At 67.8% G+C, this 24,370-nt stretch carries 14 protein-coding genes; 6 read left to right on the forward strand and 8 right to left on the reverse strand.

What is annotated here, in order from left to right:
• The first annotated feature begins 836 nt into the window (after positions 1–836).
• From ACVOK1_RS03970 to ACVOK1_RS03995, 6 genes are all read left to right on the forward strand, one after another.
• Entirely contained in the window at positions 837–2,246 is a 1,410-nt protein-coding gene (locus tag ACVOK1_RS03970) for a ribosomal protein uL16 3-hydroxylase (RefSeq protein WP_481561194.1), read from the forward strand.
• A gap of 3 nt (positions 2,247–2,249) precedes the next feature.
• Complete coding sequence (locus ACVOK1_RS03975) at positions 2,250–3,152, forward strand: GNAT family N-acetyltransferase (protein WP_406235605.1); 903 nt, start codon at positions 2,250–2,252, stop codon at positions 3,150–3,152.
• 186 nt (positions 3,153–3,338) lie between these two features.
• Positions 3,339–6,170, forward strand: a complete 2,832-nt coding sequence (locus tag ACVOK1_RS03980; RefSeq protein ID WP_108769295.1) for a 2-oxoglutarate dehydrogenase E1 component — start codon at positions 3,339–3,341, stop codon at positions 6,168–6,170.
• A 41-nt stretch (positions 6,171–6,211) separates the two neighbouring features.
• On the forward strand, positions 6,212–7,414 hold the full coding sequence (gene sucB, locus ACVOK1_RS03985; protein ID WP_481561195.1) for a dihydrolipoyllysine-residue succinyltransferase: 1,203 nt from the start codon (positions 6,212–6,214) through the stop codon (positions 7,412–7,414).
• Positions 7,415–7,477: 63 nt separating this feature from the next.
• The gene (lpdA, locus tag ACVOK1_RS03990; RefSeq protein ID WP_079222428.1) at positions 7,478–8,914 is read left to right on the forward strand and encodes a dihydrolipoyl dehydrogenase; all 1,437 of its coding nucleotides are present in this window, start codon (positions 7,478–7,480) and stop codon (positions 8,912–8,914) included.
• 159 nt (positions 8,915–9,073) lie between these two features.
• The gene (locus ACVOK1_RS03995) at positions 9,074–9,502 is read left to right on the forward strand and encodes a hypothetical protein (RefSeq protein WP_481561196.1); all 429 of its coding nucleotides are present in this window, start codon (positions 9,074–9,076) and stop codon (positions 9,500–9,502) included.
• A 173-nt stretch (positions 9,503–9,675) separates the two neighbouring features.
• Here the strand turns inward: ACVOK1_RS03995 and ACVOK1_RS04000 are convergent, their stop codons facing one another.
• The 8 genes from ACVOK1_RS04000 to asnB form a co-directional block, all read right to left on the reverse strand.
• Entirely contained in the window at positions 9,676–9,951 is a 276-nt protein-coding gene (locus ACVOK1_RS04000; protein ID WP_481561197.1) for a hypothetical protein, read from the reverse strand.
• Positions 9,948–10,160, reverse strand: coding sequence for a hypothetical protein (locus tag ACVOK1_RS04005; RefSeq protein ID WP_108769301.1), 213 nt, complete (start codon positions 10,158–10,160; stop codon positions 9,948–9,950). Before ACVOK1_RS04005 ends, ACVOK1_RS04000 begins: the two co-directional genes overlap by 4 nt.
• Before the next feature lie 167 nt (positions 10,161–10,327).
• Positions 10,328–15,883 carry a fibronectin type III domain-containing protein gene (locus ACVOK1_RS04010; RefSeq protein WP_481561199.1) on the reverse strand — a complete coding sequence of 1,852 codons (5,556 nt, stop codon included), beginning with the start codon at positions 15,881–15,883 and terminating at the stop codon, positions 10,328–10,330.
• A 199-nt stretch (positions 15,884–16,082) separates the two neighbouring features.
• The gene (locus tag ACVOK1_RS04015; RefSeq protein WP_481561200.1) at positions 16,083–17,672 is read right to left on the reverse strand and encodes an alkaline phosphatase D family protein; all 1,590 of its coding nucleotides are present in this window, start codon (positions 17,670–17,672) and stop codon (positions 16,083–16,085) included.
• The gene (locus ACVOK1_RS04020) at positions 17,672–19,915 is read right to left on the reverse strand and encodes a TonB-dependent receptor family protein (RefSeq protein ID WP_481561201.1); all 2,244 of its coding nucleotides are present in this window, start codon (positions 19,913–19,915) and stop codon (positions 17,672–17,674) included. Before ACVOK1_RS04020 ends, ACVOK1_RS04015 begins: the two co-directional genes overlap by 1 nt.
• Before the next feature lie 201 nt (positions 19,916–20,116).
• The gene (locus tag ACVOK1_RS04025; protein ID WP_481561202.1) at positions 20,117–21,547 is read right to left on the reverse strand and encodes a replicative DNA helicase; all 1,431 of its coding nucleotides are present in this window, start codon (positions 21,545–21,547) and stop codon (positions 20,117–20,119) included.
• A gap of 250 nt (positions 21,548–21,797) precedes the next feature.
• Positions 21,798–22,358 carry an NADPH-dependent FMN reductase gene (locus ACVOK1_RS04030; protein WP_481561203.1) on the reverse strand — a complete coding sequence of 187 codons (561 nt, stop codon included), beginning with the start codon at positions 22,356–22,358 and terminating at the stop codon, positions 21,798–21,800.
• A gap of 65 nt (positions 22,359–22,423) precedes the next feature.
• Positions 22,424–24,367, reverse strand: a complete 1,944-nt coding sequence (asnB, locus tag ACVOK1_RS04035) for an asparagine synthase (glutamine-hydrolyzing) (protein WP_481561204.1) — start codon at positions 24,365–24,367, stop codon at positions 22,424–22,426.
• Between the last annotated feature and the right edge of the window lie 3 nt (positions 24,368–24,370).

Here is a 24,370-nt window from a genome sequence, read left to right on the forward strand (position 1 = left end):
GGGCAACGGCAACGGCAACGTCAAAAGCGGCTCTGGGTTATGCCGTGCTTGGCGGGGCGGGTTGGGTTCGCGGGACACGCCGTGAACCCCGCTCCGCGGTCCGGCCCAGCCGCTGGCGGCTGTGCGTTCGGGCGCTTGCGAAGCAGTGCTTCGCAAGCAAAGCGCCCTCACCCATGGGGGCTCGTAGGCGCCATCCATGGCGCCTGCGGTCCCGCGAACCCAACCCGTCCCACCCCTGACAGTTTCCCGGTGACGGATGAGTAGATCCACGCCATGCGTGGATTACGTTGTCGGGACGGAATTTGAAAGAGGGACGCGGCTTCGCCGCGTCCCTCTTTGTTTTGGGGCGCCTGACAATTCCGGTTTCCGGTGGAGGATGCTCATTTAGATCCACGCCATGCGTGGATGAATTTGCTCGGGAAAGCTCCATCCACGCATGGCGTGGATCTACAGTCGCATGAACGACAGCACGAGCAAGCGCAGCGCGCGACCCGCGTTGCTTTTGATTTTCTTCTTTCATTCCGTGGCGGGCCGCGCAGGAAACTGCGAGGGGCCGGGCGGGCTGCGCGGGGGCGTGAGCCGCATGGATGCGGCGACCGAGCTTACATGGACGTACTTGCAGCGTCCCCCGCGCAGCCCACCCGCCCGGCCAAGCCCATGAAGCCGGTCGACTAACAGTCGACCCTACCAAGAGGTCGCCACGAGGGGCTCCGCCGTTGGCCGGATCCCCCCGCGACAATCCCGCGCACGTGCGCAATCCCCACGAACGGCGGACAATGTCCCCCTCGGCGGTCCGCCACGCCGCCCCTCCCGCTTTCCGCTGCAAGGAATCCCCCATGGCCGCCCGCAAGTCCACCGCCCCCCTCATCGAAGTCACCGCCCGCCCCGGCAAGCCGCTGGGCATGGCCCCGGCCACCTTCCTGCGCGACTTCTGGCAGAAGCGCCCGCTGCTGATCCGCAACGCCTTCCCCGATTTCCAGACCCCGGTGCAGCCGGAAGACCTGGCCGGGCTGGCCTGCGAGGAAGGCGTGCTGGCGCGCCTGATCCAGCACGACAAGGCCCAGGACGGCTGGCGCGTGCGCAGCGGCCCGTTCCAGGAAGACGTGTTCCCCGCCCTGCCCGACCACGACTGGACCCTGCTGGTGCAGGACGTCGACAAGTGGGACCCGGACGTGCGCGCGCTGATCGAATACTTCAACTTCCTGCCGCGCTGGCGCATGGATGACGTGATGATCAGCTTCGCCGCCACCGGTGGCTCGGTCGGCGCCCATGTCGACCAGTACGACGTGTTCCTGCTGCAGGCCCACGGCCACCGCCGCTGGCAGATCGACGCCAGCGAATCGATCAAGGGCAAGCGCCCGCCGCTGGGCTTCCGCCCGGACGTGGAACTGAAGCTGCTGCAGGTGTTCAAGCCCACCCACGACTGGGTGCTGGCGCCGGGCGACATGCTGTACCTGCCGCCGAACGTGCCGCACCACGGCGTGGCCGAGGACCCCTGCCTGACCTTCTCCTTCGGCATGCGCGCGCCGGCCTCGGCCGAGCTGATCAGCGACTACCTGGATACCCTCATCGCCGATGCCGATGAGAACATCCGCTACCAGGACCCCGACCTGAAGGTGCCGGCCGACCCGAACGAAATCGACACGGTGGCGATGGCGCGGGTGATCACCGCGCTCAACGCCATCCGCATGAACGACCCGGACAAGCTGGGTGACTGGTTCGGCCGCTTCATCACCACCTACCGCGCGGCGGGCGAAGTGATGGCCCACCAGGCCGCCCCGGCCCCGGAGGAAGTGGTCCAGGCCCTGACCTCGGGCCTGCTGCTGCAGCGCCACCCGTGGGCGCGCCTGGCCTGGCGCCGGGCCAAGCGTGGCGCCAGCCTGTATGTCAGCGGCCAGGATTTCGCCCTGCCGGTGAAGGACGCGCAGCGCCTGGCCGGTGCCGAGCAGCTCGACGCGGCGGCCTACCGTGGCCTGTCCGACAAGGGCCGCGCGGTGCTGCAGCAGCTGCTGGTCGGCGGCGTGTTCCAGCTGATCGACCCGAACGAGGTGTTTGAGGACGAGGACGAAGGCGAGGACGCCGCGGTGCTGGGCGAAGTGGTCGAAGGCCACGACCAGGTGGCCGAGCTCGACGACGAAGTGGTGTCCGACGACGTGCACACCGTGACCGTCCACGACGACGGCATCGAGGTCATCGTCAACTTCGAAGACCACGACGAAGACGACAGCGACGCCGGTCGCGCCTGAGCCATGGCCACGATCCGGGTCCAGCAGGTCAGCCACGCCGACGCCCACGTCGCCATCCACGACGTGCGGCAGCGGGTGTTCGTGCAGGAACAGGGCATCGCCGCCGAACTGGAGCGTGATGCGCTGGACCCGGTCTGTGCCCACGTGCTGGCCCTGGACGCCGACGGCCAGCCCGTCGGCACCGGCCGCCTGGCCCCCGATGGCCGCATCGGCCGCATGGCGGTGCTGGCCAGCCTGCGCAACCAGGGCGTCGGCGAGGCCCTGCTGGAGGCGCTGGTGCAGGCCGGTCGCCAGCTCGGCCTGGCCGAGGTGCACCTGCACGCGCAGCTGCCAGCGCGTGATTTCTACGCCCGCCAGGGCTTCCTGCCCGAAGGCGAGGTGTTCGAGGAGGCCGGCATCGGCCACCAGCAGATGCGCCGCCGGCTGGGCGTGGCCAGCGCCATCGACAGCCGCGCCGAGGCGGTGGCCATCACCACGGCCATCATCCACCGCGCCCGTCGCCAGCTGTGGCTGCACAGCCGCCAGCTCGACCCCGGCCTGCTGGATGCGCCGCCGGTGCAGGCGGCCCTGCGCCGCTTCGTGACCGCCCGCCACGACAAGCAGCTGCGGGTGATCGTGCACGATGCGGCCGCAATTGCGGCTGCCGGCGCACCGCTGCTGGCCCTGGCCCAGCGCCTGCCCAGCGTGATCCAGTTCCGCGAGGTCAGCGATCCGATCGACCGTGCGCTGGCCTCGGCCTGTCTGGTCAATGACGCGGGCGACTTCTACTTTCGTCTTATCGGCCATCGCCTGGACGGCGAAGCCGGGATCGCGCTGCCGGCACGTTCGCAGCCGTTCGAGCAGCAATTGCAGCGTGTCTGGGACCGTTCGCGCGATTGCAACGAACTGCGCGCGCTCGGCATCTGAGCGCGCTGTCCCGGACAAACCTGTCTGGGAGCGACACCGGGGGACGCGCAATGCCGCTGGCGGTGCCCCTTCGTGTCCGGATGGGGGTACAATTTGGCCGTTTGAACGCGCCCGTGCAGGGCTATTCATTTTCCTGCAGGGTCCTTCTGAAGCCATACCCCACAAAGCGAATCAGCACCCTCCATCGTGGACAATCAACTGAAGCAGTTTGCGCAATCTTCGCAACTCGCCGGCGGCAACGCCTCCTATGTCGAGGACCTGTACGAGCAGTACCTGGTCTCCCCGGATAGTGTCGATCCCAAATGGAAAACCTACTTCGACGGCTTCAAGGGCCGCGAAGCAGGCGACATTCCGCACTCGGCCGTCATCTCCCACATCGCGGACGCGGCCAAGGATGCGCTGAAAGCCGGCACCGGCACGGGTGCAGGCGACGAGCGTGAGCGCAATGTCGGTCGTCTGATCACCGCCTACCGCTCGCGCGGCCATCTCGATGCGCGCCTGGACCCGCTGGGCCTGACCACGCCGGTCAACACCCCGGACCTGGGCCTGCCGTTCCACAGCCTGTCCGACGGCGATCTCAACAGCGAGTTCAGCACCGGCGGCGTCGGCGGCCAGCCGCGCATGAAGCTGCGCGACCTGCTCGCGCGCCTGAAGGCGACCTACACCGGCTCGATCGGTGCAGAGTTCATGCACATCGCCGAAGTCGAGCAGCGCCAGTGGATCTACAAGAAGCTGGAACTGGCCGGTGGCAACTACCAGCTGGACGCTGACACCCAGCGCCGCACGCTGGAGCGCCTGACCGCCGCCGAAGGCCTCGAGCGTTACCTGCACACCAAGTACGTCGGCCAGAAGCGCTTCTCGCTGGAAGGCGGCGACTCGCTGATCCCGATGATGGACACCATCATCCGCAGCGCCGGCAAGGATGGCGTCAAGGACGTGGTCGTCGGCATGGCCCACCGTGGCCGCCTGAACGTGCTGGTCAACACCCTCGGCAAGAACCCGCGCAAGCTGTTCGACGAGTTTGAAGGCAAGTTCGAGCACGACGAGCACGCCTCGGCCGGTGACGTGAAGTACCACATGGGCTTCTCGGCCGACGTGGCCACCGACGGTGGCCCGGTGCACCTGGCGCTGGCGTTCAACCCGTCGCACCTGGAAATCGCCGATCCGGTCGTTGCCGGTTCCGTGCGTTCGCGCCAGGAGCGCCGCAAGGACACCGCCCGCAAGCAGGTCATGCCGATCCTCATCCACGGCGACGCGGCCTTCTCCGGCCAGGGCGTGGTCATGGAGCTGTTCCAGATGTCGCAGGCCCGCGGCTTCGCCGTCGGCGGCACCGTGCACATCGTGGTCAACAACCAGGTCGGCTTCACCACCTCCAACCCGCTGGATACGCGTTCCACGCGCTATGCCACCGACGTGGCGAAGATGATCGCCGCTCCGGTGCTGCACGTGAACGGCGATGATCCGGAAGCGGTCGTGTTCGCCGCGCAGCTGGCCTTCGAGTTCCGCCAGAAGTTCGCCAAGGACGTGGTCATCGACCTGATGTGCTACCGCCGTTGGGGCCACAACGAGGCCGACGAACCGGCGATCACCCAGCCGCTGATGTACCAGGTGATCCGCAAGCACCCGACCACCCGCGAGCTGTACGCCGAGCAGCTGGAAAAGGCAGGCGTGATCGCCGCCGGCGCCGGCAAGGCGATGGTCGATGCGTACCGCGACAAGCTGGACGGTGGCGAAGTGACCACCGAACTGGCCAAGGTCGAGAAGACCCCTCCGACCAGCCCCCTGTTCGTCGATTGGCCGAAGCTGCTGGAAGGCAAGCTGTCCGATGAGATCTCCACCAAGGTGGACAAGGACAAGCTGGTCGAACTGGCCAAGCTGATCAACACCGTGCCGGAAGAAGTGCAGCTGCACTCGCGCGTGTCGAAGGTCTACGACGACCGCCGCAAGATGGCCGCCGGCGAGATCCCGGGTGACTGGGGCTTTGCCGAGAACCTGGCCTACGCCACCCTGCTGGACGAGGGCAATGCCCTGCGCCTGGTCGGCCAGGACGTCGGCCGCGGCACCTTCACCCACCGCCATGCGATCCTGCACGACCAGAAGACCGACAACTACTACCTGCCGCTGCGGCAGCTGGTGGATTCGCCGGAGAAGGCCACCATCATCGATTCGCTGCTGAGCGAAGAAGCCGTGATGGCCTACGAGTACGGTTTCTCGACCACCGATCCCAACACCCTGTGCATCTGGGAAGGCCAGTTCGGCGACTTCGCCAACGGCGCCCAGGTGGTGATCGACCAGTTCATCGCCGCCGGCGAAGCCAAGTGGGGCCGTATCACCGGCCTGACCCTGCTGCTGCCGCATGGTTATGAAGGCCAGGGTCCGGAACACAGCTCGGCGCGCCTGGAGCGCTTCCTGCAGCTGTGCGCGCTGGAAAACATGCTGGTCGTGGTTCCGTCCACCCCGGCACAGGCCTTCCACATGCTGCGCCGCCAGCTGCACCTGACCACCCGCAAGCCGCTGGTGGTGATGTCGCCCAAGTCGCTGCTGCGCCACAAGCTGGCCGTGTCGACCCTGGACGAGCTGGCCAACGGCGAGTTCCAGCACCTGATCGGCGACACCAATGCCGATGCCAAGAAGGTCAAGCGCGTGGTGCTGTGCTCGGGCAAGGTCTACTACGACCTGCTGGAAGACCAGACCAAGCGTGGCCAGGACGACGTGGCGATCATCCGCGTGGAACAGCTGTACCCGTTCCCGCGTGCGCTGCTGGCCGCCGAACTGAAGAAGTACGGCAAGGCCACCGACGTGGTGTGGACGCAGGAAGAACCGCAGAACCAGGGTGCGTGGTACCAGATCCGCCACCACCTGCAGTTCTGCCTGGCCGATGGCCAGAGCCTGCACTACGCCGGTCGCGCACGTTCGGCTTCGCCGGCTGCCGGTCACATGGCTGACCACGTCCGCGAACAGCAGCAGCTGGTCGCCGATGCGCTGGTCAACCCGTTCAACGACACGTTCGCTGAATAATTCCTCCCCCTATTTAGAAGACAAACCAGGAAGCTCCCGCAATGGCCACCGAAGTCAAAGCCCCGGTACTGCCCGAATCCGTCGCCGACGGCACCATCGCCACCTGGCACAAGAAGGTGGGCGACGCCGTCAAGCGCGACGAAAACCTGCTTGACCTGGAAACCGACAAGGTCGTCCTGGAAGTGCCGTCGCCGGTCGACGGCGTGATCAAGGAGATCAAGTTCAAGGAAGGCGACACCGTGACCTCCAGCCAGGTCGTGGCGATCATCGACGAAGGCGCCGTGGCTGCTGCCCCGGCCCCGGCCGCTGAAGCTGCTCCGGCTGCTGCCGCTGCCCCGGCCGCTGCTGCTCCGGCCGCTGCCGCCGCTCCGGCCCCGGCCGCCAAGTCGGCCGCCGACGCGCTGCCGCCGGGCGCCCGCTTCACCGCCATCACCGAAGGCGTGAACCCGTCCGACGTCGACGGCACCGGCCGCCGCGGTGCGGTCACCAAGGAAGACATCGTCAACTTCGCCCGCAACGGCGGCGCCGGCAAGGCCGGTGGCGCACGTCCGGAAGAACGCGTGCCGATGACCCGCATCCGCAAGCGCATCGCCGAGCGCCTGATGGAGTCGAAGAACTCCACCGCCATGCTGACCACCTTCAACGAAGTCGACCTGTCCAAGGTGTCGGCGGCGCGCAAGGACCTGCAGGACGAGTTCGTCAAGGCACACGGCATCAAGCTGGGCTTCATGAGCTTCTTCGTGAAGGCCGCTGCCAATGCCCTGCAGCGCTTCCCGCTGGTCAACGCCTCGATCGACGGCGACGACATCATCTACCACGGCTACTCGGACATCTCGATCGCCGTGTCCACCGAGAAGGGCCTGGTCACCCCGGTCCTGCGCAACGTCGAGCGCATGTCGTTCGCCGACATCGAAAAGACCATCGCCGACTACGCCAAGAAGGCGCGTGACGGCAAGCTGGGCCTGGACGAACTGCAGGGCGGCACCTTCACCGTGACCAACGGCGGCACCTTCGGTTCGCTGCTGTCGACCCCGATCATCAACCCGCCGCAGAGCGCCATCCTGGGCATGCACGCCATCAAGGAGCGTCCGATCGCCCAGAACGGCCAGGTCGTGATCGCGCCGATGATGTACCTGGCCCTGTCCTACGACCATCGCATCATCGATGGCAAGGACTCGGTGCAGTTCCTGGTGGACATCAAGAACCAGCTGGAAAACCCGGGCCGCATGCTGTTCGGCCTGTAAGAGACCTCCCGCCCCTCCGCGTCCGCGCGGAGGGGTTCTGGTATAGCAACAAGGACTATTTCAATGGCTGAACAATTCGACGTCGTCGTCATCGGTGCCGGCCCGGCCGGTTACCACGCTGCCATCCGCGCGGCACAGCTGGGCCTGAAGACCGCCTGCATCGACGCAGCGCTGGGCAAGGACGGCAAGCCGGCCCTGGGCGGCACCTGCCTGCGCGTGGGCTGCATCCCGTCCAAGGCGCTGCTGGATTCCTCGCGCCAGTTCTGGAACATGGGCCACATCTTTGGCGACCACGGCATCAGCTTCAAGGATGCCAAGATCGACGTCGAAGCGATGGTTGGCCGCAAGGACAAGATCGTCAAGCAGTTCACCGGCGGCATCGCCATGCTGTTCAAGGCCAACAAGGTCGCCACCTACTACGGTTTCGGTGAACTGCAGCCGGGCAACGTGGTCAAGGTGAAGCAGCACGACGGCTCGGAAGTCGAGCTGAAGGGCACCAACGTCATCATCGCCGCCGGTTCGGATTCGATCGAACTGCCGTTCGCCAAGTTCGACGGCGACGTCATCGTCGACAACGTCGGCGGCCTGGACTTCACCGAAGTGCCGAACCGCCTGGCCGTGATCGGCGCCGGCGTCATCGGCCTGGAACTGGGCAGCGTGTGGAAGCGCCTGGGCGCTGAAGTCACCATCCTGGAAGCACTGCCGGAGTTCCTGGCCGTGGCCGACGCCGAAGTGGCCAAGACCGCTGCCAAGGAATTCAAGAAGCAGGGCCTGGACATCCGCCTCGGCGCCAAGGTCTCCAAGACCGAGATCACCGGCAAGGGCAAGAAGAAGGAAGTCGTTGTCACCTACACCGACAGCGAAGGCGAGAAGACCCTGACCGTGGACAAGCTGCTGGTGGCCGTCGGCCGTCGCGCCGCCACCAAGGGCCTGCTGGCCGAAGGCACCGGCGTCAAGGTCAACGAGCGTGGCCAGATCGAAGTCGACGCGCACTGCCACACCGGCGTCAACGGCGTCTGGGCGGTCGGTGACTGCGTGCGCGGCCCGATGCTGGCGCACAAGGGCTTCGAGGAAGGCATCGCGGTTGCCGAACTGATCGCCGGCCTGCCGGGCCACGTCAACTTCGACACCATCCCGTGGGTCATCTACACCGAGCCGGAACTGGCATGGGTCGGCAAGACCGAAGCCCAGCTGAAGGCCGAAGGCATCCCGTACAAGGCCGGCAGCTTCCCGTTCGCCGCCAACGGTCGTGCCGTGGCGATGATCGAGCCGGCAGGCTTCGTGAAGATCCTGGCCCACGCCGAGACCGATCGCATCCTCGGCATGCACCTGGTCGGCGCCAACGTCTCCGAGCTGGTGCACGAAGGTGTGCTGACCATGGAGTTCAGCGGTTCGGCCGATGACCTGGCCCGCATCTGCCACGCCCACCCGTCGCTGTCGGAAGTGATCCACGACGCGGCGATGGCGGTCAGCAAGCGCGCCATCCACAAGGCGAACTGATCTGCATCATGGTAGGTGCCGACCGTTGGTCGGCACTCACCTGCAAACAGAAAACCCCGCTCAGGCGGGGTTTTTTGTTGCCTGCAACAGCGCCGCGTGTCTTGACCCTGCAATGCTGCGGTTCAATGATCGGGGCATCTGACCAAGGAAGGAACGTCCATGCGCTCGACTCCCCTCGCCCGCACGTCGCGCGCCGCTGCGGTGATGTTGATGGCAACCCTGGTTCCGCTGCTGGCCTTCGCAGCCGAACCGCTGGAAGGCGATTACCGCAGGGCCTCGGTGCAGCCGGTCGAAGTGAGCCCGCTCGGCGCCAACCAGATCCGGATCCGCTACAGCACGCCGGGCGAAACCCTGTTCCACTCCCCCGGCGTCGACTACCGCTCCGCCGATGGCACCCTGCAGGTCGCCATCCGCCGCTGCGGCATCAAGGACAGCGGCTGTACTGTCACGGCCAAGGCCACCTCGCCCAGGGACGATCCGTGGCGGCCGGTGGTCGTGCTGCCCTACCACGGCGAGAAGATCATGATGATGTACAGCGATGGCCAGCAGCAGGTCGTGCCTGCGCCGCCGGCAACGGGTTCACGCTGATCAGGGCGCCGTTCCAAGACACAAGAGCCGAGCCCGTGCTCGGCTGGCCGTTGCACAATGCAGCCGAGCGTCGGCCCGGCTCTACAGAAAATGGCCGCGCCGTTGTGCTCGGCTGACCGATGCAAATGCAGCTCGGCTGACCGATGCAAATGCAGCCGAGCATGGGCTCGGCTCTACCGGGGATGGCCGCCTGATGCAGCGTCGAGCGCCGGCTTTGGCGCGTCGTCACACACGCGGTGCTTGACCACGGTGTCACCCACCTTCCATTGCTTCACGACCCGGCAACTCTCCTTCACCGCGGGCGCTTTCGAAGCTCGGGCACCGGCCGCATCCGCTTCATCGGCAGCGGCCGACTGCTGGCGCTCCAGCCACGCCGAGGTGGGCGCCGGCGACTGCGCCAGTGCCGGTCCCGCCAGCACGGCCAGCGCAACCGTCAGCAGCGCCTTCATGCCGTCACCGCCCGGCCACCCAGCAGTCGTGCGGGCAGCATGAACAGCGCGCGCAGGAAGGCGAACACGGCGGAGAACGTGATGCCGACAAGGCGGAACGGCAGGCTCAGCAGCCAGACGAACGGCCAGGCAACCAGCGCCAGCAACGCCAACGGCCAGCACAGCACGAACAGCAGGCACCACACGCCCAACGCGAACAGGGTCTTCATGACGGTCTCCTTGGGCGGCACCCTGCCGCCTGTGACCACCGTGCCGCCCGCCCGCAGCCGCCGCAAACGGATTGCGACGAAACCGGGCTGGGGGCGATGAAACGCGGTGCAGCGGTGGTCGCCGGGCCGGACCCGGCGCCACCGAAGGCTTTACCGCGCTGGCGGCCTCAGCGGCTGCCGCTGCTCAGGCGCAGGCCGACGCTGCTGGAACGATCACTGCCCCGGGCCTGTTCATGGCCCAGCAGCAGCGACAGGATCCAGCCGCGCGCGATGGACACGTCCACGCCGGCCGACAGCGACAGCAGATCGTCGTTGTAGCTGCGCATCGTCAGGCGGTAGTCCTGCGGACGCGCCCACTCGGCGTAGTTCAACGTCGCCTCACCGCGATCCTGCAGCGCCTGCCGGTACTCGATGCTCCAGAACGGGCGCAGGCGCGCCTCGGCCGTTTCGACCGCGCTGCCTTCCAGGCCGAACGCCAGCGCGCGGCTGTCGACGACATGGCGGCCGTAGGCCAGATCCAGTTCACCCAGCCCATGCTCGCGGTAGGCATCCAGCGTGCTGCGGCTGCCATCCACCCGTGCGTAGCCACTCATGCGCATACCCGACAGCACCTGCTCATAGCCCAGCGCGAGCGAACCGAACCACTGCGAGCCCTCGCGACGGGCCACCGCGATCGCACCGGCATCGCGGCTCCAGCGCTGCAGGTCGAAGCGCAGGTCGCCGGTGGCCAGCACCGCATCGACGAACACGTGTTCGTTGCCGCGCCACAGGCCATACAACGCCAGCGAACGCTGGTCGGCCTGCAGGCGCGTGCGCGCATCATCCTGCTCGCTGTCGTTGCGGCCGATACTGCCGGCCACGCCCCACAGCGCGCTGTCGCCGAGGCGACGATCCACGCCCACGGTCAGGCCGTCGCTGCGCAGGTCGTACCGCCCTGCCCCGGTCGGCCCACCCCGGCCATAGGTGGCCGAACCCGAGGCCCAGGTGCCCCAGCCGGCGGGCAGCAGCGGACGCTCGTTATCCATCACCTGGCCCAGCGGCAGCGACGCCGCATCCGGTCCACGCGCGCCGGTCGACACCGACAGCGTATTGCTGTCCGCGTTACCGCCGGCACGCACCTGGCGTAGGCGCTCGCGGATGTTGGCCTGCTGCGCGTTGGCGAAGCGTACGCTGGCGTCCACCTGCGCCTGCAGCAGCCCGGTCACGCCCGGGTCACGGGTCGGGTCCGGGCGCACGTTCACCACCAGCACCAGCTCGACACTGGCAGCGGCATAGCTGCCCGCAGCGGCCTGTTCGGCAGTGATCACCGCACGACCTTCGCCGTGCACGTGCACGGTGCGGCCGTCGATGCTGGCCACCGCGGTGTCGCTGCTGTGGAAGCTGAAGGCACCCGGGCTCGCGCTGGTCGGCAGCGGCAGTTCGAAGCTGCCCTGTTCCAACAGGCGCTGCAGGTCGGCACTCCACGCCAGCACCGGCACGGCCAGCGCGATCTCGACGATGCGTTGCTGCTGCGGCGCTGCTTCATGGTTGGCATCGCCGTCCTGGTCCACGGTCAGCACGCAACGCCCCGCCGCCAGCATCGCGACGCGGGTGCCGCTGACACTGCAGACCGCGGGGCTGCTGCTGCCGAAACGCAGCGGCTGGCCCGACGCGCCGCCCTGTGCCGAGACCTCGAAGCTGCCGCCCTCGCTGTAGACCGGCGTTGCCGGGTCCACGCTGAAGCCGGTGATCGCCTGCGCGGCCTGCGCGATCTTCAGCTGGTACCGCGCCACACCGGTGAAGCCGTAGGTATCGCTGACTTCCACGTCGAAATCGAACACGCCGGCCAGGGTGGCCACGCCCTGCAGCTGGCCGTCGCTGGACAGCAGCACGCCGGGCGGCAGCGCGCCCGACATCAGGCGGAACGCATACGGCGCGGTACCGCCACGGGCCTGCAGGCGCAGGCTGACCGGACCGGCCTGGGTTGCGGGCGGCAGCGGCGCGTCCACTTCCTCGATCTGCGGCGCCGCCACGTCCAGCACGAAGGCGCGGCGCGCGCGGAAGGGACCGGTGCCGGAACTGCTGTCGGTCACCTCGACCTCGATCTCGAAACGACCCGCCGCGACCGGCGTACCCGCCAGGTGCCCGCTGCGATCCAGACCGAGGCCCGTCGGCAGACTGCCGCCAACAATCGCGTAGGTGTAAGGCGCTGCGCCACCGCTGCTGGACAGCTGCGCGTCCAGCGCCGTACCGGCCACGGCCTGCGGCAACACGGCGGACTGCAGGACCACGGTCGGCGTGCCAACGATGATCGTGAGCGTGGCGGGCGCCGACGTGCGGAAGCCATCGCTGACGGTATAGGTGATGCTGTCAGTACCGGCATAGCCCGCGGCCGGCGTATAACGCAGCGTCATGCCCTGCACGTCAACCCGGCCATGCTGCGGGCCCACGGCCACCTGCACCTGCTCGGCCACACCGGCGACCGACAGCGGCAGCACGACGGCGGCAGCCCCGTAAGGCACGGCGATGCTGGAATCGGCCACGGCCAGATCCGGCAACGGCACCACCGCTGCCGAGGCAGCCGACGCCGCGCCGCTGCCGTACTCGCTGCGTGCAACCACCACGAAACGGTAGGCGCTGCCGTTGGCCAGGCCACGCACGGTGATCGGCGAGCTAGTACCGGTTGCGCTGATGCTGCCCGGCTGCGCGGTCACGGTGTAATCGACGATGGCGCCACTGCCGGCCGACGGCGCATCGAAATACACCTCCACCTGTCCATCACCGGCCACGCCGCGCACGTTGGCGACGGCCGACGGCAGGTCGGCGCCCACGCGTACGCCCGTGGTCGCCCCCACATTGGCCAGCGCCGCACGCGCTTCGGTGCCCTGTGCATTGCGCAGGCTGCCGGCGGCGGCCTGCAGCGATTCCACCTCGATGCCATCTTCGTCGCGGTCGTCGGCCTGCAGCGTGTACTGGAAACGCAGCACGCTGCCCTGCCCGTCCGTCTCCACCGTCGAAAGCGTGGCCACGCGGCGCTGGCTGCCGATGCGCAGCAGCAGCTGCGACGCAGCGCCCACCTGCAGGGCCTGGTCGAACTGCACCGCAAAGGACAGCACCTGGCCGGCAAGGTAGCGGCCGACCGACGGCACCTGCACGGCGGTCACCGCCGGTGCGCCCTGCACGGTGAGCGGGTCGGACGGCAACGATGCCGCGCCGGCACCCGCCGCATTGAAGGCGGTGATCACGAAGCGATGCGCGATGCCGGCCGGCAGCCCGTCGATGCGCAGCGGACTGCCACTGCCGCGCACGCTCTGCCCGCCCGGCAACGCCTGCAGCAGATAGCTGTCGACCGCGCTGCCGCCATCGAACGTCGGCGCTTGGAAGCTCACGTCCACGCTGCCCGCGGCAAGCACGACCGCGGTGATGCGCGGCGCGCCCGGCACAACGGCGAGCACCGCGAACGAGCGGCTGACGCGTGCTGCGGCATGGGTCGCGGTGTCACCCGCCTGGTCGGCATCAATGCTGCAGGTGCCTGCCGCAAGCAGGGTCACCCGGCCATCGGCAGCGACGCTGCAGACCCGGGGCGTGCTGCTGGACAGCGCGACCGGCAGGCCACTGCTGGCGATGGCCAGCACCTGCGGCGTGCTGCCGAACGGCTGTGCATCGAGCGCGTCGAACTGGATCTGCTGCTGCGCCATCGGCACCACGTCGTCTGATGCCGTGGACACCACGCCCAGCCCAGCCGCAGTACGTGCGGTGACCGTGAAGCGGTAGGCGACGCCGTTGCGCAGGCCGGTGAACACCACCGGTGAACCGGCTGCCTGCTGCTGCAGGCCACCGGGCTGCGCGGTCAGCAGATAATCCAGCACCGGGCTGCCGCCATCCTGCGCAGGCGCTGCGAACTGCAGCGTCGCTGTGCCGTCACCTGCGACGACATCGGTGATGGACGGTGCACCCGCCGGCTGCGCGCCGACCAGGATGCCCGCCGTGGTGCCGACGCCCGACAGCGTCAGCACGGCATCGATGTCATCGCTGTTGCGGATGCTGCCACCAGCCAGCTGCACGCCGTCGATGCCGATGCCATCCTCGTCGGACTGGCCCGGCACCACGGTGTAGCTGAAAGCCAGCTGGTTGCTGCCCGAGCCGGAGCGATAGCGCGCGGCCACCTGCTGGCCGCCGATCGACAGCTGCAGCGCGGGCACGCCCTGCACCGTGACCGGCTGGTCCAGGACCAGCAGGAAGTCGAGGCTCGCACCGGCCAGGTAGCGGCCGTCGGCCGGTAGCAGCAGGCTGGTCACGCGCGGCACGGCCGGCATCGTCACCGGGTCGGAGCCGGCGGAGAACGCCCCCGGTCCCGTCGCGGTGCGTGCACGCACGGCGAAGGTGTAGGTCTCGCCGGCACGCAGGCGGTTCACCCGCACCGGACTGGATCCACCCGTGACCACCGCGTGCGTCGGCAGTGTCAGCACTTCGTAGCTGGTGATGCTGCTGCCGCCATCACTGGCGGGCGCATCGAAGTAGACATCGACGCTGGTCGCGCCGATGCGTTGGACGCGAAGCAGGGTCGGCGCCGACGGCTGGGCGGCCACGACGCTGAAACTGCGCTCCACCGGCTGCGCCGCGCGTGTGCCGGCGTTGCCGGGCTGCAGTGCGCGCACCGTGCACATGCCGAGCGCGGACAGGCGCAGGTTGCCTGCACTTTCCAGCGCGCAGACCAGCGGAGTCAGGCTCTCGTACTCGACGGCCAGGCCGCTGCTCGCGGTGGCCTGCAATGCCAGCAGTGAACCCAACGGCCGGTCACCAGGCGCATCGAACTGGATCGTCTGCCCCGTCATCGGCGTGACCGCGGCGCTTGCCAGCGACGGCTGGCTGGCCTGGCTGCCGTTGTTGGCGATCACCTGGAACTGCACGGGCATGCCATTGGCAAGACCGGTCACCGTGATCGGCGACTGCGTGCCGAGCGCCCACTCGCCCGTGGACGCCATAACGGCGTACTCGACAATGGGGGCGCCGCCGGTCTGCGCCGGTGCGGTGAAGCTGACCACGGCCTCGCCATCGCCGGCGACGGCCACGACCTGGCCGGGGGCATCGGGCGCGATGGCCGCGATGCTGCCCGTCAGCGGTTGGTGCGCGCTGGCGCCCGCGGCATCGGTGACCTCCACGCTGACACTGAACGTACCCGCGACCTGCGGCGTGCCATGCAGGCGACCCGAGGGTTCAAGCACCAGCCCGGCGGGCAAGGTGCCAATGTTGATGCCGAAGCTGTAAGGCAGGGTGCCGCCACTGGCGGTCAGGTTGACATCAACCGTCGTGCCAACGGTGAACTGCTGCATTGCCGGCGGAGCAAACTGCAGGGGCTGCGCGGCAGCGGTGATGCAACGGAGCTGCACCGGGCCGATGTAGCTCCCCGCTTTGACCCTGATGTAGAGGCCATCGGCCAGCAGGAAGCTGCTGGGCACCGTTGCGCTGTACGATCCCGCAGCACCGGTATTGCTGCGATAGTCCAGCACCGTCAGCGCAAGGCTTCGGCTTTTCACGCTGACGATGTCAGCACTCGATGGATTCTGCCCGCCTGCGTTGAGGCCGTTGTCTGCGAAATCGACGGTGACAGACTCATCGGGCAGGAAGTCCGTGCCGTAGAACCGGTCGGTGTAGTTGATGGTCGCACCAAGCCGGTTGATGGCCTCGCACGCGGTTGATGCCGCCTGCGCCACCCCCGTACCTGCCAGCAACTGCAACAGCACCACGCACATCCAGACGACACCGCGCCCCAACCCACTCTTCCCTGCTACCGCCGACATCGATCCGTTCCCCATGAATGAAGGGGGCGCACGCGCCGGTCCATCGCCGCGCGCGCAGCGATGGGTCATGGACGGTGATGTTTCCCCCTGGTACCGGTGAGGTAACGGCAGGTCACGGGCGAACTTGAGCGCCGGCCGGCTCCTATACCGGCACGGCCCCCGGCCGGCCGTGGATGACCTGGAAGCGCGCTGCGGTGCGCACCTCGGCATCGGCACGCAGCACGCTGTCGGCAAAGCGCAGTTCGGCGTCCACGGTCTGCCGGTTCAGCTGCAGCTTCCACCAGCCGCGGCGGTCGCCGTCGAAATAGCGGATGTGCGGGTTCTGCGGAATCGACGGTCCGTAGTACGGTCCATACGGCGTATCGTCGCCACCACTGCTGATCGCCGGGGCGATGAATTCAGTGGCGACCACCGGCGAGCTGGCCGCGTTGAAATCCAGCTTCAGGTCGTTGACAAAGGTGGAGTGCCAGTCGCCGCCGAGCACGATCGCGTTGCCCGTGCCGCCTGTCTGCAGGGCCTGCAGCAGCCGGTTGCGCGCAAGCGGATAGCCGTCCCAGGCGTCGTTCCAGAAGCGCTCGCGCGGGGTGCCCGCATCCAGTTGCAGCTGGGCCATCAGCAACTGCTGCACCACCACGTTCCAGCGCAGCCCCTGTGCCGCCACCATCGACTGGGCGAACCAGGCTTCCTGGCCGGCACCGAGCATGCTCATGCGCGGGTCCAGCGCGGCTTCGCAGCGCGCCGATTCGCCCACCCCGCAGGGATTGGCGGGACGGAACTGGCGGCAATCGAGCAGGCTGAGCTGTGCGAGATCACCGTAGCGCAGGCGCCGGTGCACGCGCAGGCCACCATTGCCTGCCGGCGTGCTGCGCATGGGCAGGTGTTCGTAGAACGCGCGGTAGGCCGCCGCACGCCGCACGATAAACGCCTCGGTCGATACGCCGGGCTTCTCCGGATGGATGCCGGAATAGTCGTTCTGCACCTCGTGGTCATCCCAGATCACCGCGAAGGCATGCGCAGCATGGGCCGCCTGCAGGTCCGGGTCGAGCTTGTACAGCGCGTACTGGTCGCGGTACCGCTCCAGGCTGACGGTCTCGCCGCTGAAGCGCTCCGCATCCAACGTGCGCCCGCGTGCATTCTGCAGCGGGCTGTATTCGTACAGGTAGTCGCCGGCGTGCAGCACCAGATCGACATCACTGCGCGCGATATCGCGCAGCACCGGGTAGTAACCGCTGTTCCAGGCCTGGCAGGTGCACAGTGCCAGCCGCAGCTGCTGCAGCTGCGTGTCCGGCAGCGGCGCGGTGCGGAAATGACCGACCGCGCTTTCCTCGTCACCATCGCAGGCGAACCGGTAGTAGTAGTCACGGCCCGGGCGCAGGCCGTTGACTTCCACGTGCACCGAATGCGCCAACTCCGGTACGGCAGCCGCAACGCCACGCTGCACCAGCCGGCGCATGCCCGGGTCTTCGGCCACGTACCAGCGCACCGGCACCGCTCGTGCGGGCATGCCACCGCCATTGAGCGGGTCCGGTGCCAACCGCGTCCACAGCACCGCGCCCTGCGGATCCGGATCGCCGGCAGCGACGCCCAGCGTGAACGGATCGCTTCCCAGCCGCGGCCGCGGACCGGCCGCAGCCAGCCCCGGCATCGCGGCCAGTGCGACCGCCGCCCCCGTGCCCTGCCACGCCAGGCGCAGCAGGCGGCGACGGGTTTCCGGATCGACAGGTGCGCGCATCAGAAACGGACGGTCGCAGTCGCCATCACCTGACGCGGCGCGCCAACCTGCATGGTGGCCAGGCTGCGGGTCGGGTCACTGGCGTAGGTGCCATTGGTGTTGATGGACGACAGGTAACGCTTGTCGGTCAGGTTGGTCAGGTTCAGTGCGACCGTCAGGTTCTGCGCCGGGCCCATCGCACCGAAGTCGTAGGCCACCGAAGCATTGACCAGCCAGTAGCTGGGGACCGAGAGATCATTGGTGTAGGTCACGTAACGCTTGCCGACGTGGTTGGCCGACAGGCGCATGTCCCACGGGCCCGGGGTCCAGGCGAGCGTGCTGGAGAACATCCATTCCGGCGTGTCGACGGTCTTCCTGCCGCGGGTCGGCACCACCTCGTTGTTCACGTAATCGTTGTCGTAGGTGCTGTCATTCCACGACAACGCATTGGACCAGGCCAGGTCCTGCATCGGCTTCAACTGCAGCATGGCTTCGGCACCGCGGCTGGTGACCGAGCCGACGTTGGAGAACAGTGCCGGGCAGCCAAGGATGCCCACGCACTGGGCGATCGCCAGCAGGCGGTTGTCGAACTTCACGTCATATACCGCGACCGACGCTTCATAGCCGCGGCCGTAGCCGCGCCAGCCCAGCTCGATCGTGCGCGACTGTTCCGGCTTCAGGTTGCCTGCGCTGGCATCGAAGTCGGCCTGCGGCACGTTGAACGGGCTGCCGACGCCCAGGGCATAGGCAGCGACATTCTTTGCGAACGAGCCGAAGACCTCGTTGCCTTCGTTGAGCTTGAAGTTGAAGCCGGCCTGCGGCAGGAGGCCCTTCTTCGCGGTCAGGCTGCTGTTGTTCGCGTAGTTGCCCAGCGGCGTACGCACGCTGGTGCGGGTGTGCGGCGACTTGGCGCCGATGTCGATGGTCAGGCGACCATCGAACAGGCGGAAGCGGTCCTGCACGTAGAACTGGCGGGTGATGGTGGTGTACTGCTGGTTCCACACGCGCTGGTCGGGATTGCGCAGGAAGAAGTCATCGGTGATGGGGCCATCGATGTAGTAGAAGTTGCGCTGCACGCTATGGCCGTTGTCCTCGTACCAGAGGCCGGCTTCCAGTTCATGGCCACCGACGTTCCAGGTGAACGCAGAGGTCACGCCGGTACGGTCGATCGCGTACTCGGTGGTGCGGATCGAGATCGGAATCTCCCGGCTGGTACCCGGGTTGGAGGGATTGGACGGGCTGAACCAATGGCCCTGGCCGCGATTGCTGTGGTTGTAGACGTTGACCTTCAGCCGCATCGATTCGTTGAGGCCGAAGTCGCCAGCGATGCTGGACAGGTCGTCATTGCGCAGGCCATGGCCGGAGTAGTACGCGTCCCATGGGCTGTTGACGCCGCCACTGTACTGGCCGTTCGCCGCCGCGACCGCGCGATCCCAGTCCGGCGCGTAGTTGTCCCAGTTCCAGCCGAGGCGATCGATCATCTCCAGCGACAGATCCTGGTAATCGGCCTCGACCCGGCGCGATCCGTTGAACAGCGCGGTGATCCGGCTGTCCTCGCCGAAGTGGTAGGTGGCCTTGCCATTGAACTGCTTCGACTCCTGCGATCCCTTGCCCTTCCACTTGTCGCCCTCGGAGTACGCGCCGGACAGATAGGCGGCAAAGCCCTGGTGCTCGCCCGTCTCCAGTCGCGCATAGCTGCGGCGCGCACCGTCGCTGCCGAAGCCCTGCGCCAGCACCACGCCGTACTCGGTGGACGGATCGATCGAATAGAACTGGAACACGCCACCCAGGTTGCTGGTGGACGGCGTACCCAGTGCGCCGATGCCGGTGGACACTTCCGCGCCGCCCAGGTTCTCGCTGATCACGGCGCGGCTGATGTGCAGGCCATTGCTGTTGCCGTAGGACATGTTGCCCAGCGGGATGCCATCGAGGGTGTAGCCGAGACGGTTCTGGTTGAAGCCGCGCAGGCTGATGCTGGTGGACCACTCATAGGCACCGGTGGCGTCGGCCGACTCGAAATGCACGCCCGGCTTGCTGGCCAGCAGCTTCAGCGGGTTGGCGCCCGGCGGCAGCACCTTCATGTCCTCCGCGGTGACACGCTGCACCTGGCGGGCCTCGCCCCGGCCGATCACCGAGACCGAATCGAGGGTCGTGGCCGACGGCGTTCCGGTGTCAGGCGCGGTTTCAGCCGAAGCAAGCGACGGCAGCGATGCACAGACCAGCAGGGCAAGCAGGTTGCGGCGGAGCGGAGCATGGGACGACATGGAGGCGGATTCCTTGGGCACGCTGGACACCGAAAGGCGGCGTCGAAGAGCAGCAGCGGCGGAATCGTAGAAGCGGCGCGTTACATGTCATTTACACGCAGCATGCGCGGGGTGTTGCGAGCGACGAAGGCAGCGGCGTCTGCCATCTGTTGACTACCGTGCCGCCCGGCATGGCCCGGCGCTACCCTAACGCCGCGGGCCTTACTCGAACCCACCGCCCGAATCGTGCGACAGGTTGTCGAAGCGGGTGTATTCGCCGAAGAACTTCAGCTTGCACGAACCGGTGGGGCCACCACGGTGCTTGCCGATGATGATCTCGGCCAGGCCCTTGTCCGGCGAATTTTCCTTGTTGTAGTAATCGTCGCGGTAGATGAAGACGATCATGTCCGCATCCTGCTCGATTGCGCCCGATTCGCGAAGGTCGGCCATCACCGGGCGCTTGTCGGTACGCGTTTCCAGCGATCGGTTCAGCTGCGAGAGCGCGATCACCGGCACGTTCAGTTCCTTGGCCAGGCCCTTCAGCGATCGCGAGATCTCCGAGATTTCGGTCGCGCGGTTTTCGCTGTTGCCCGGCACGCTCATCAGCTGCAGGTAGTCGATCACGATCAGGCCCAGGTCGTGCTCGCGCTTCAGGCGGCGGCACTTGGAACGCAGGATCTCCGGCGACACGCCCGGCGTATCGTCGATGAAGATCTTGGTTTCCTTCAGCATCTTGATCGCGCTGGTGACGCGGCTCCAGTCCTCGTCTTCCAGCTGGCCGGTACGCAGGCGCGAGGCGTTGATGCGGCCGTTGGAGGAAATCAGGCGCATCGCCAGCTGCGATGCGGACATTTCCATCGAGAACACGGCCACGCCCTTCTTCGACTTGATCGCCGCATACTCGGCGATGTTCAGCGCGAAGGTGGTCTTGCCCATCGCCGGACGCGCGGCGAGGATGATCAGGTCGGTCGGCTGCAGGCCGGCGGTCATCGCATCGAAATCGGTATAGCCGGTCGGCAGGCCGGTGATGTTGCCGCCGTTCTCGAAGCGGTTGCGCAGCTCTTCGAACGCATCCTTCAGCGCGCCGGGCATGGCCACGAAGTCAGTGCGGCCACGCGCGCCCTGCTCGGCGATGGCGAACACGCTCTTTTCGGCCGAGGCCAGCAGTTCGCTGCTGTCACGGCCTTCGGGCTGGAAGCCGTCGTTGACGATGTCGGTGCCGACCTGGATCAGTTGCCGCAGCACCGCCTTGTCACGCACGATCTCGGCGTAGGCCACGATGTTGGCCGCCGACGGCGTGGTGCTGGCCAGCTCGATCAGGTAGGCGCCATCGCCGACCAGCTCCATCTTGCCCTGCGATTCGAACCACTCGCCCAGAGTCACCGCATCGAACGGACGCTCGCGCTCGGACAGCTCGCGGATCGCCCGGTAGATCATCTGGTGATCGCGGCGATAGAAATCGGTCTCGGTCAGCTGGTCGTTGACCCGGTCGTAGGCTTCCGGGGCCAGCATCAGGCCACCCAGCACCGCCTGTTCGGCTTCCACCGAGTGCGGCGGCACGCGCAGCTGGTCGATGCGCGATTCGTCGCGATCGCGGTCGAAGCCATCGCCGCGCTCTTTGCGGTTGGAACGGAAGCCGGAACGGGCGGACATGCTGCGGTGTTTCCTGCGAAAGTGGGCCAGGCGAGTGTAGGCGTGCGCCGACCCCGGCGGCCATGGACAAGCCTGTGGATAAGCCGTGGACGAACGGGGGATATCCGCCGCTGTGCGACGTGCCTGCCCGGCCTATGGAGACCCATTATCGCATGGGGTCAGAGCCCGCCGCTGCGCGATGGGATCCGACCCCGGCAGAGAGGGGTCGGATCCCTCTGCGCAGCAGAGGGCTCTGACCCCGAATGCAGCGTCAGTCCCCTTTGGCATGCACCGCGATCAGCTTCAGGAAGCGGTCCACATAGCCCTGCAGGAACTTATGCGTGCCTTCGTTGTGGATCGTGCCGTCGGCGCCGATCAGCTCATCCTTGAAGTGGATGAACGCCTCCGGCTGGCCGAGCACGTGCATGTCCAGGAACGCCAGGCTGTTGCGCAGGTGCTGCTGGGCCACCGCCGTGCCGATCTGGCCGATGGACGCGCCGATCACCGCCGCCGGCTTGCCAGCGAAGGCGCTGTCACCATACGGCCGCGAGCCGATGTCGATGGCGTTCTTCAGCACGCCGGGCACCGAGCGGTTGTATTCCGGGGTGACGAACAGCACCGCGTCGGCACCGCGTACCTCGTCCTTCAGCCGCGTGCCCTGCGCCGGGTAGCTGCAGTCGAAATCCTGGTTGTACAGCGGCAGATCGTCGATGCGCACGTACGTGAAACGCGCGCGATCGCCGGCCAGCTTTTCCAGGGCCAGCGCGAGCCTGCGGTTGCAGGATTCCTTGCGCAGGCTGCCAACGAAGACCGCGATGGTGGGAACAGGCATGGCGACACACTCCTGACGGGGGAAAGGGCCAGCCTAGCGGCCGGCCCGATGCGCCCCGGTGAAGATCAGCCGCGTGCCACGCCCGCCCGCACCTGCCGCCAGTGGTCCTGCCAGGCCTGGAACATCAGCACGTTCCACAGGTGGGTATGCCACTTGCGCTGGCCGCCCAGGAACTGCTGCCACAGCGGCTGCACGGCGGCCGCCGACAGCACGCCTTCGCGTTCCAGCCGCGCCGGCTGCAGCAGGTCATCGGCCCACGGCCGCAGGTCGCCCTTCAGCCATTCACTCACCGGCGCACCGAAACCGCGCTTGGGGCGGTGCACCATCGACTGCGGCACGTAGCGGCCGAGCACGCGCTTGAGCAGCACCTTGCTGGTGTCCTCACTGCGCTTGAAGTCCAGCGGCAGCGACCAGGCAAATTCAGCCACGCGCCAGTCCAGCAGCGGCGCCCGTGCCTCCAGGCTGACCGCCATCGAGGTGCGGTCGACCTTGCACAGCAGGTCGTCGGGCAGGTAGCTGACGAAGTCGGCCAGCATCATCGCGTCGGCCGGGGTGCCGGCACCGTGCAGCGGGTCGGCCAGGTCGTAGAAGCTGCCGGCCTCGCGCGCACCGATCACCGCCGCCGCCGGGTCGCGCCAGCGCGAGATGCGGTTGCGGTAGACATCACCGATGCCGCGCGCACCGGTCTCGGCCAGCAGTGCGGCCAGGCCGCCGGTGCGCGACGCCTCGCCCTGCTGGTGCGCACGCGCGCCCATCCAGCGCCGCAGCGGCGCCGGCACGCGGCCCAGCATCTGCCAGTTGCGCAGCGCGCGCACATAGCGGGTGTAGCCGAAGAACAGTTCGTCGCCACCATCACCGGACAGGGCCACGGTCACGCCCTGCCGCGCCAGCCGCGCGACCAGGGCGGTCGGCACCTGCGAGGCATCGGAGAAGGGCTCATCGAACATCGCCGGCAGCTGCGGCACCACCGCCAGTGCATCGGCGCCACTCACGTACAGCTCGGTGTGGTCACAACCCAGGTGGCCGGCCAGCTCTTTCGCCAGCGGCGCCTCGTCATGGTGCGAGGCGCTGAAGCCGATGCTGAAACTGTGCACCGGCTGCGTGCTCTGCGCCTGCATCAGCGCGGCCACCAGCGACGAATCGGTGCCACCGGACAGGAACACGCCCACCGGCACGTCGGCCACCATGCGCAGCGCCACGGCATCGCGCAGCAGGCCGTCCAGCTGTTCCTCGGCCTCCTCGATGCGGCCGTGGAACGGTGCGGCCAGTGCCGCCTGCATGCGTGCGCGCGCATCCCAGTACGGGCGCTGGGCCTGCTCGGGGCGGTGCGCGGCGGCACCGGCGGCCACCATCGCCGCATCCAGCCGCAGCACGCGGCCCGGCATCAGCTTGTAGCAGCGCTGGTGGATGCTGTGCGGGGCCGGGATGTAATCCAGGCGCAGCAGCAGGGTCAGCGCATCGCGGTCGATGTCGTTGTCGAAGTCCGGGTGCTGCCACAGCGCCTTCAGCTCCGAACCGAACACCAGGGTGTCGCCGGCCCAGCCGTAGTACAGCGGCTTCTTGCCCACCCGGTCGCGGGCCAGGTACAGGCACTGCTCGTGGCGGTCCCAGAGGGCGATGGCGAACATGCCGTTGGCGCGCTGCAGGGTGTCCTCGACGCCCCACTGCAGGATCGCGGCCAGCAGCACCTCGGTATCCGAATGGCCGCGGAAGGCATGGCCCAGCGGCTCCAGCTCGGCGCGCAGCGCGGCGAAGTTGTAGACCTCGCCGTTGTAGGCCATCACGTAACGGCCGTCGGCCGAGGCCATCGGCTGGTGGCCCAGCGGTGACAGGTCGAGGATGCTCAGGCGGCGGTGCGCCAAGGCGATGCCGGCGCTGGCGTCGACCCAGGTGCCGCCGTCATCCGGCCCGCGGTGGTGCAGCGCCTGCCCCATGGCCAGCGCCTGCGCCTGCAGCACCTCGTCCAGCGACTGCGGCGCCGGCAACAACATTCCCGCCAATCCACACATGCA

The sequence above is a fragment of the Stenotrophomonas sp. STEN087 genome (assembly GCF_056759115.1).

Coding starts and splice junctions, on each gene's coding strand:
- ACVOK1_RS03970 (WP_481561194.1), top strand. CDS start 837: ATGGCCGCCCGCAAGTCCACCGCCCCCCTCATCGAAGTCACCGCCCGC.
- ACVOK1_RS03975 (WP_406235605.1), top strand. CDS start 2,250: ATGGCCACGATCCGGGTCCAGCAGGTCAGCCACGCCGACGCCCACGTC.
- sucB (WP_481561195.1), top strand. CDS start 6,212: ATGGCCACCGAAGTCAAAGCCCCGGTACTGCCCGAATCCGTCGCCGAC.
- lpdA (WP_079222428.1), top strand. CDS start 7,478: ATGGCTGAACAATTCGACGTCGTCGTCATCGGTGCCGGCCCGGCCGGT.
- ACVOK1_RS03995 (WP_481561196.1), top strand. CDS start 9,074: ATGCGCTCGACTCCCCTCGCCCGCACGTCGCGCGCCGCTGCGGTGATG.
- ACVOK1_RS04000 (WP_481561197.1), bottom strand. CDS start 9,951: ATGAAGGCGCTGCTGACGGTTGCGCTGGCCGTGCTGGCGGGACCGGCA.
- ACVOK1_RS04005 (WP_108769301.1), bottom strand. CDS start 10,160: ATGAAGACCCTGTTCGCGTTGGGCGTGTGGTGCCTGCTGTTCGTGCTG.
- ACVOK1_RS04015 (WP_481561200.1), bottom strand. CDS start 17,672: ATGCGCGCACCTGTCGATCCGGAAACCCGTCGCCGCCTGCTGCGCCTG.
- ACVOK1_RS04020 (WP_481561201.1), bottom strand. CDS start 19,915: ATGTCGTCCCATGCTCCGCTCCGCCGCAACCTGCTTGCCCTGCTGGTC.
- ACVOK1_RS04025 (WP_481561202.1), bottom strand. CDS start 21,547: ATGTCCGCCCGTTCCGGCTTCCGTTCCAACCGCAAAGAGCGCGGCGAT.
- ACVOK1_RS04030 (WP_481561203.1), bottom strand. CDS start 22,358: ATGCCTGTTCCCACCATCGCGGTCTTCGTTGGCAGCCTGCGCAAGGAA.
- asnB (WP_481561204.1), bottom strand. CDS start 24,367: ATGTGTGGATTGGCGGGAATGTTGTTGCCGGCGCCGCAGTCGCTGGAC.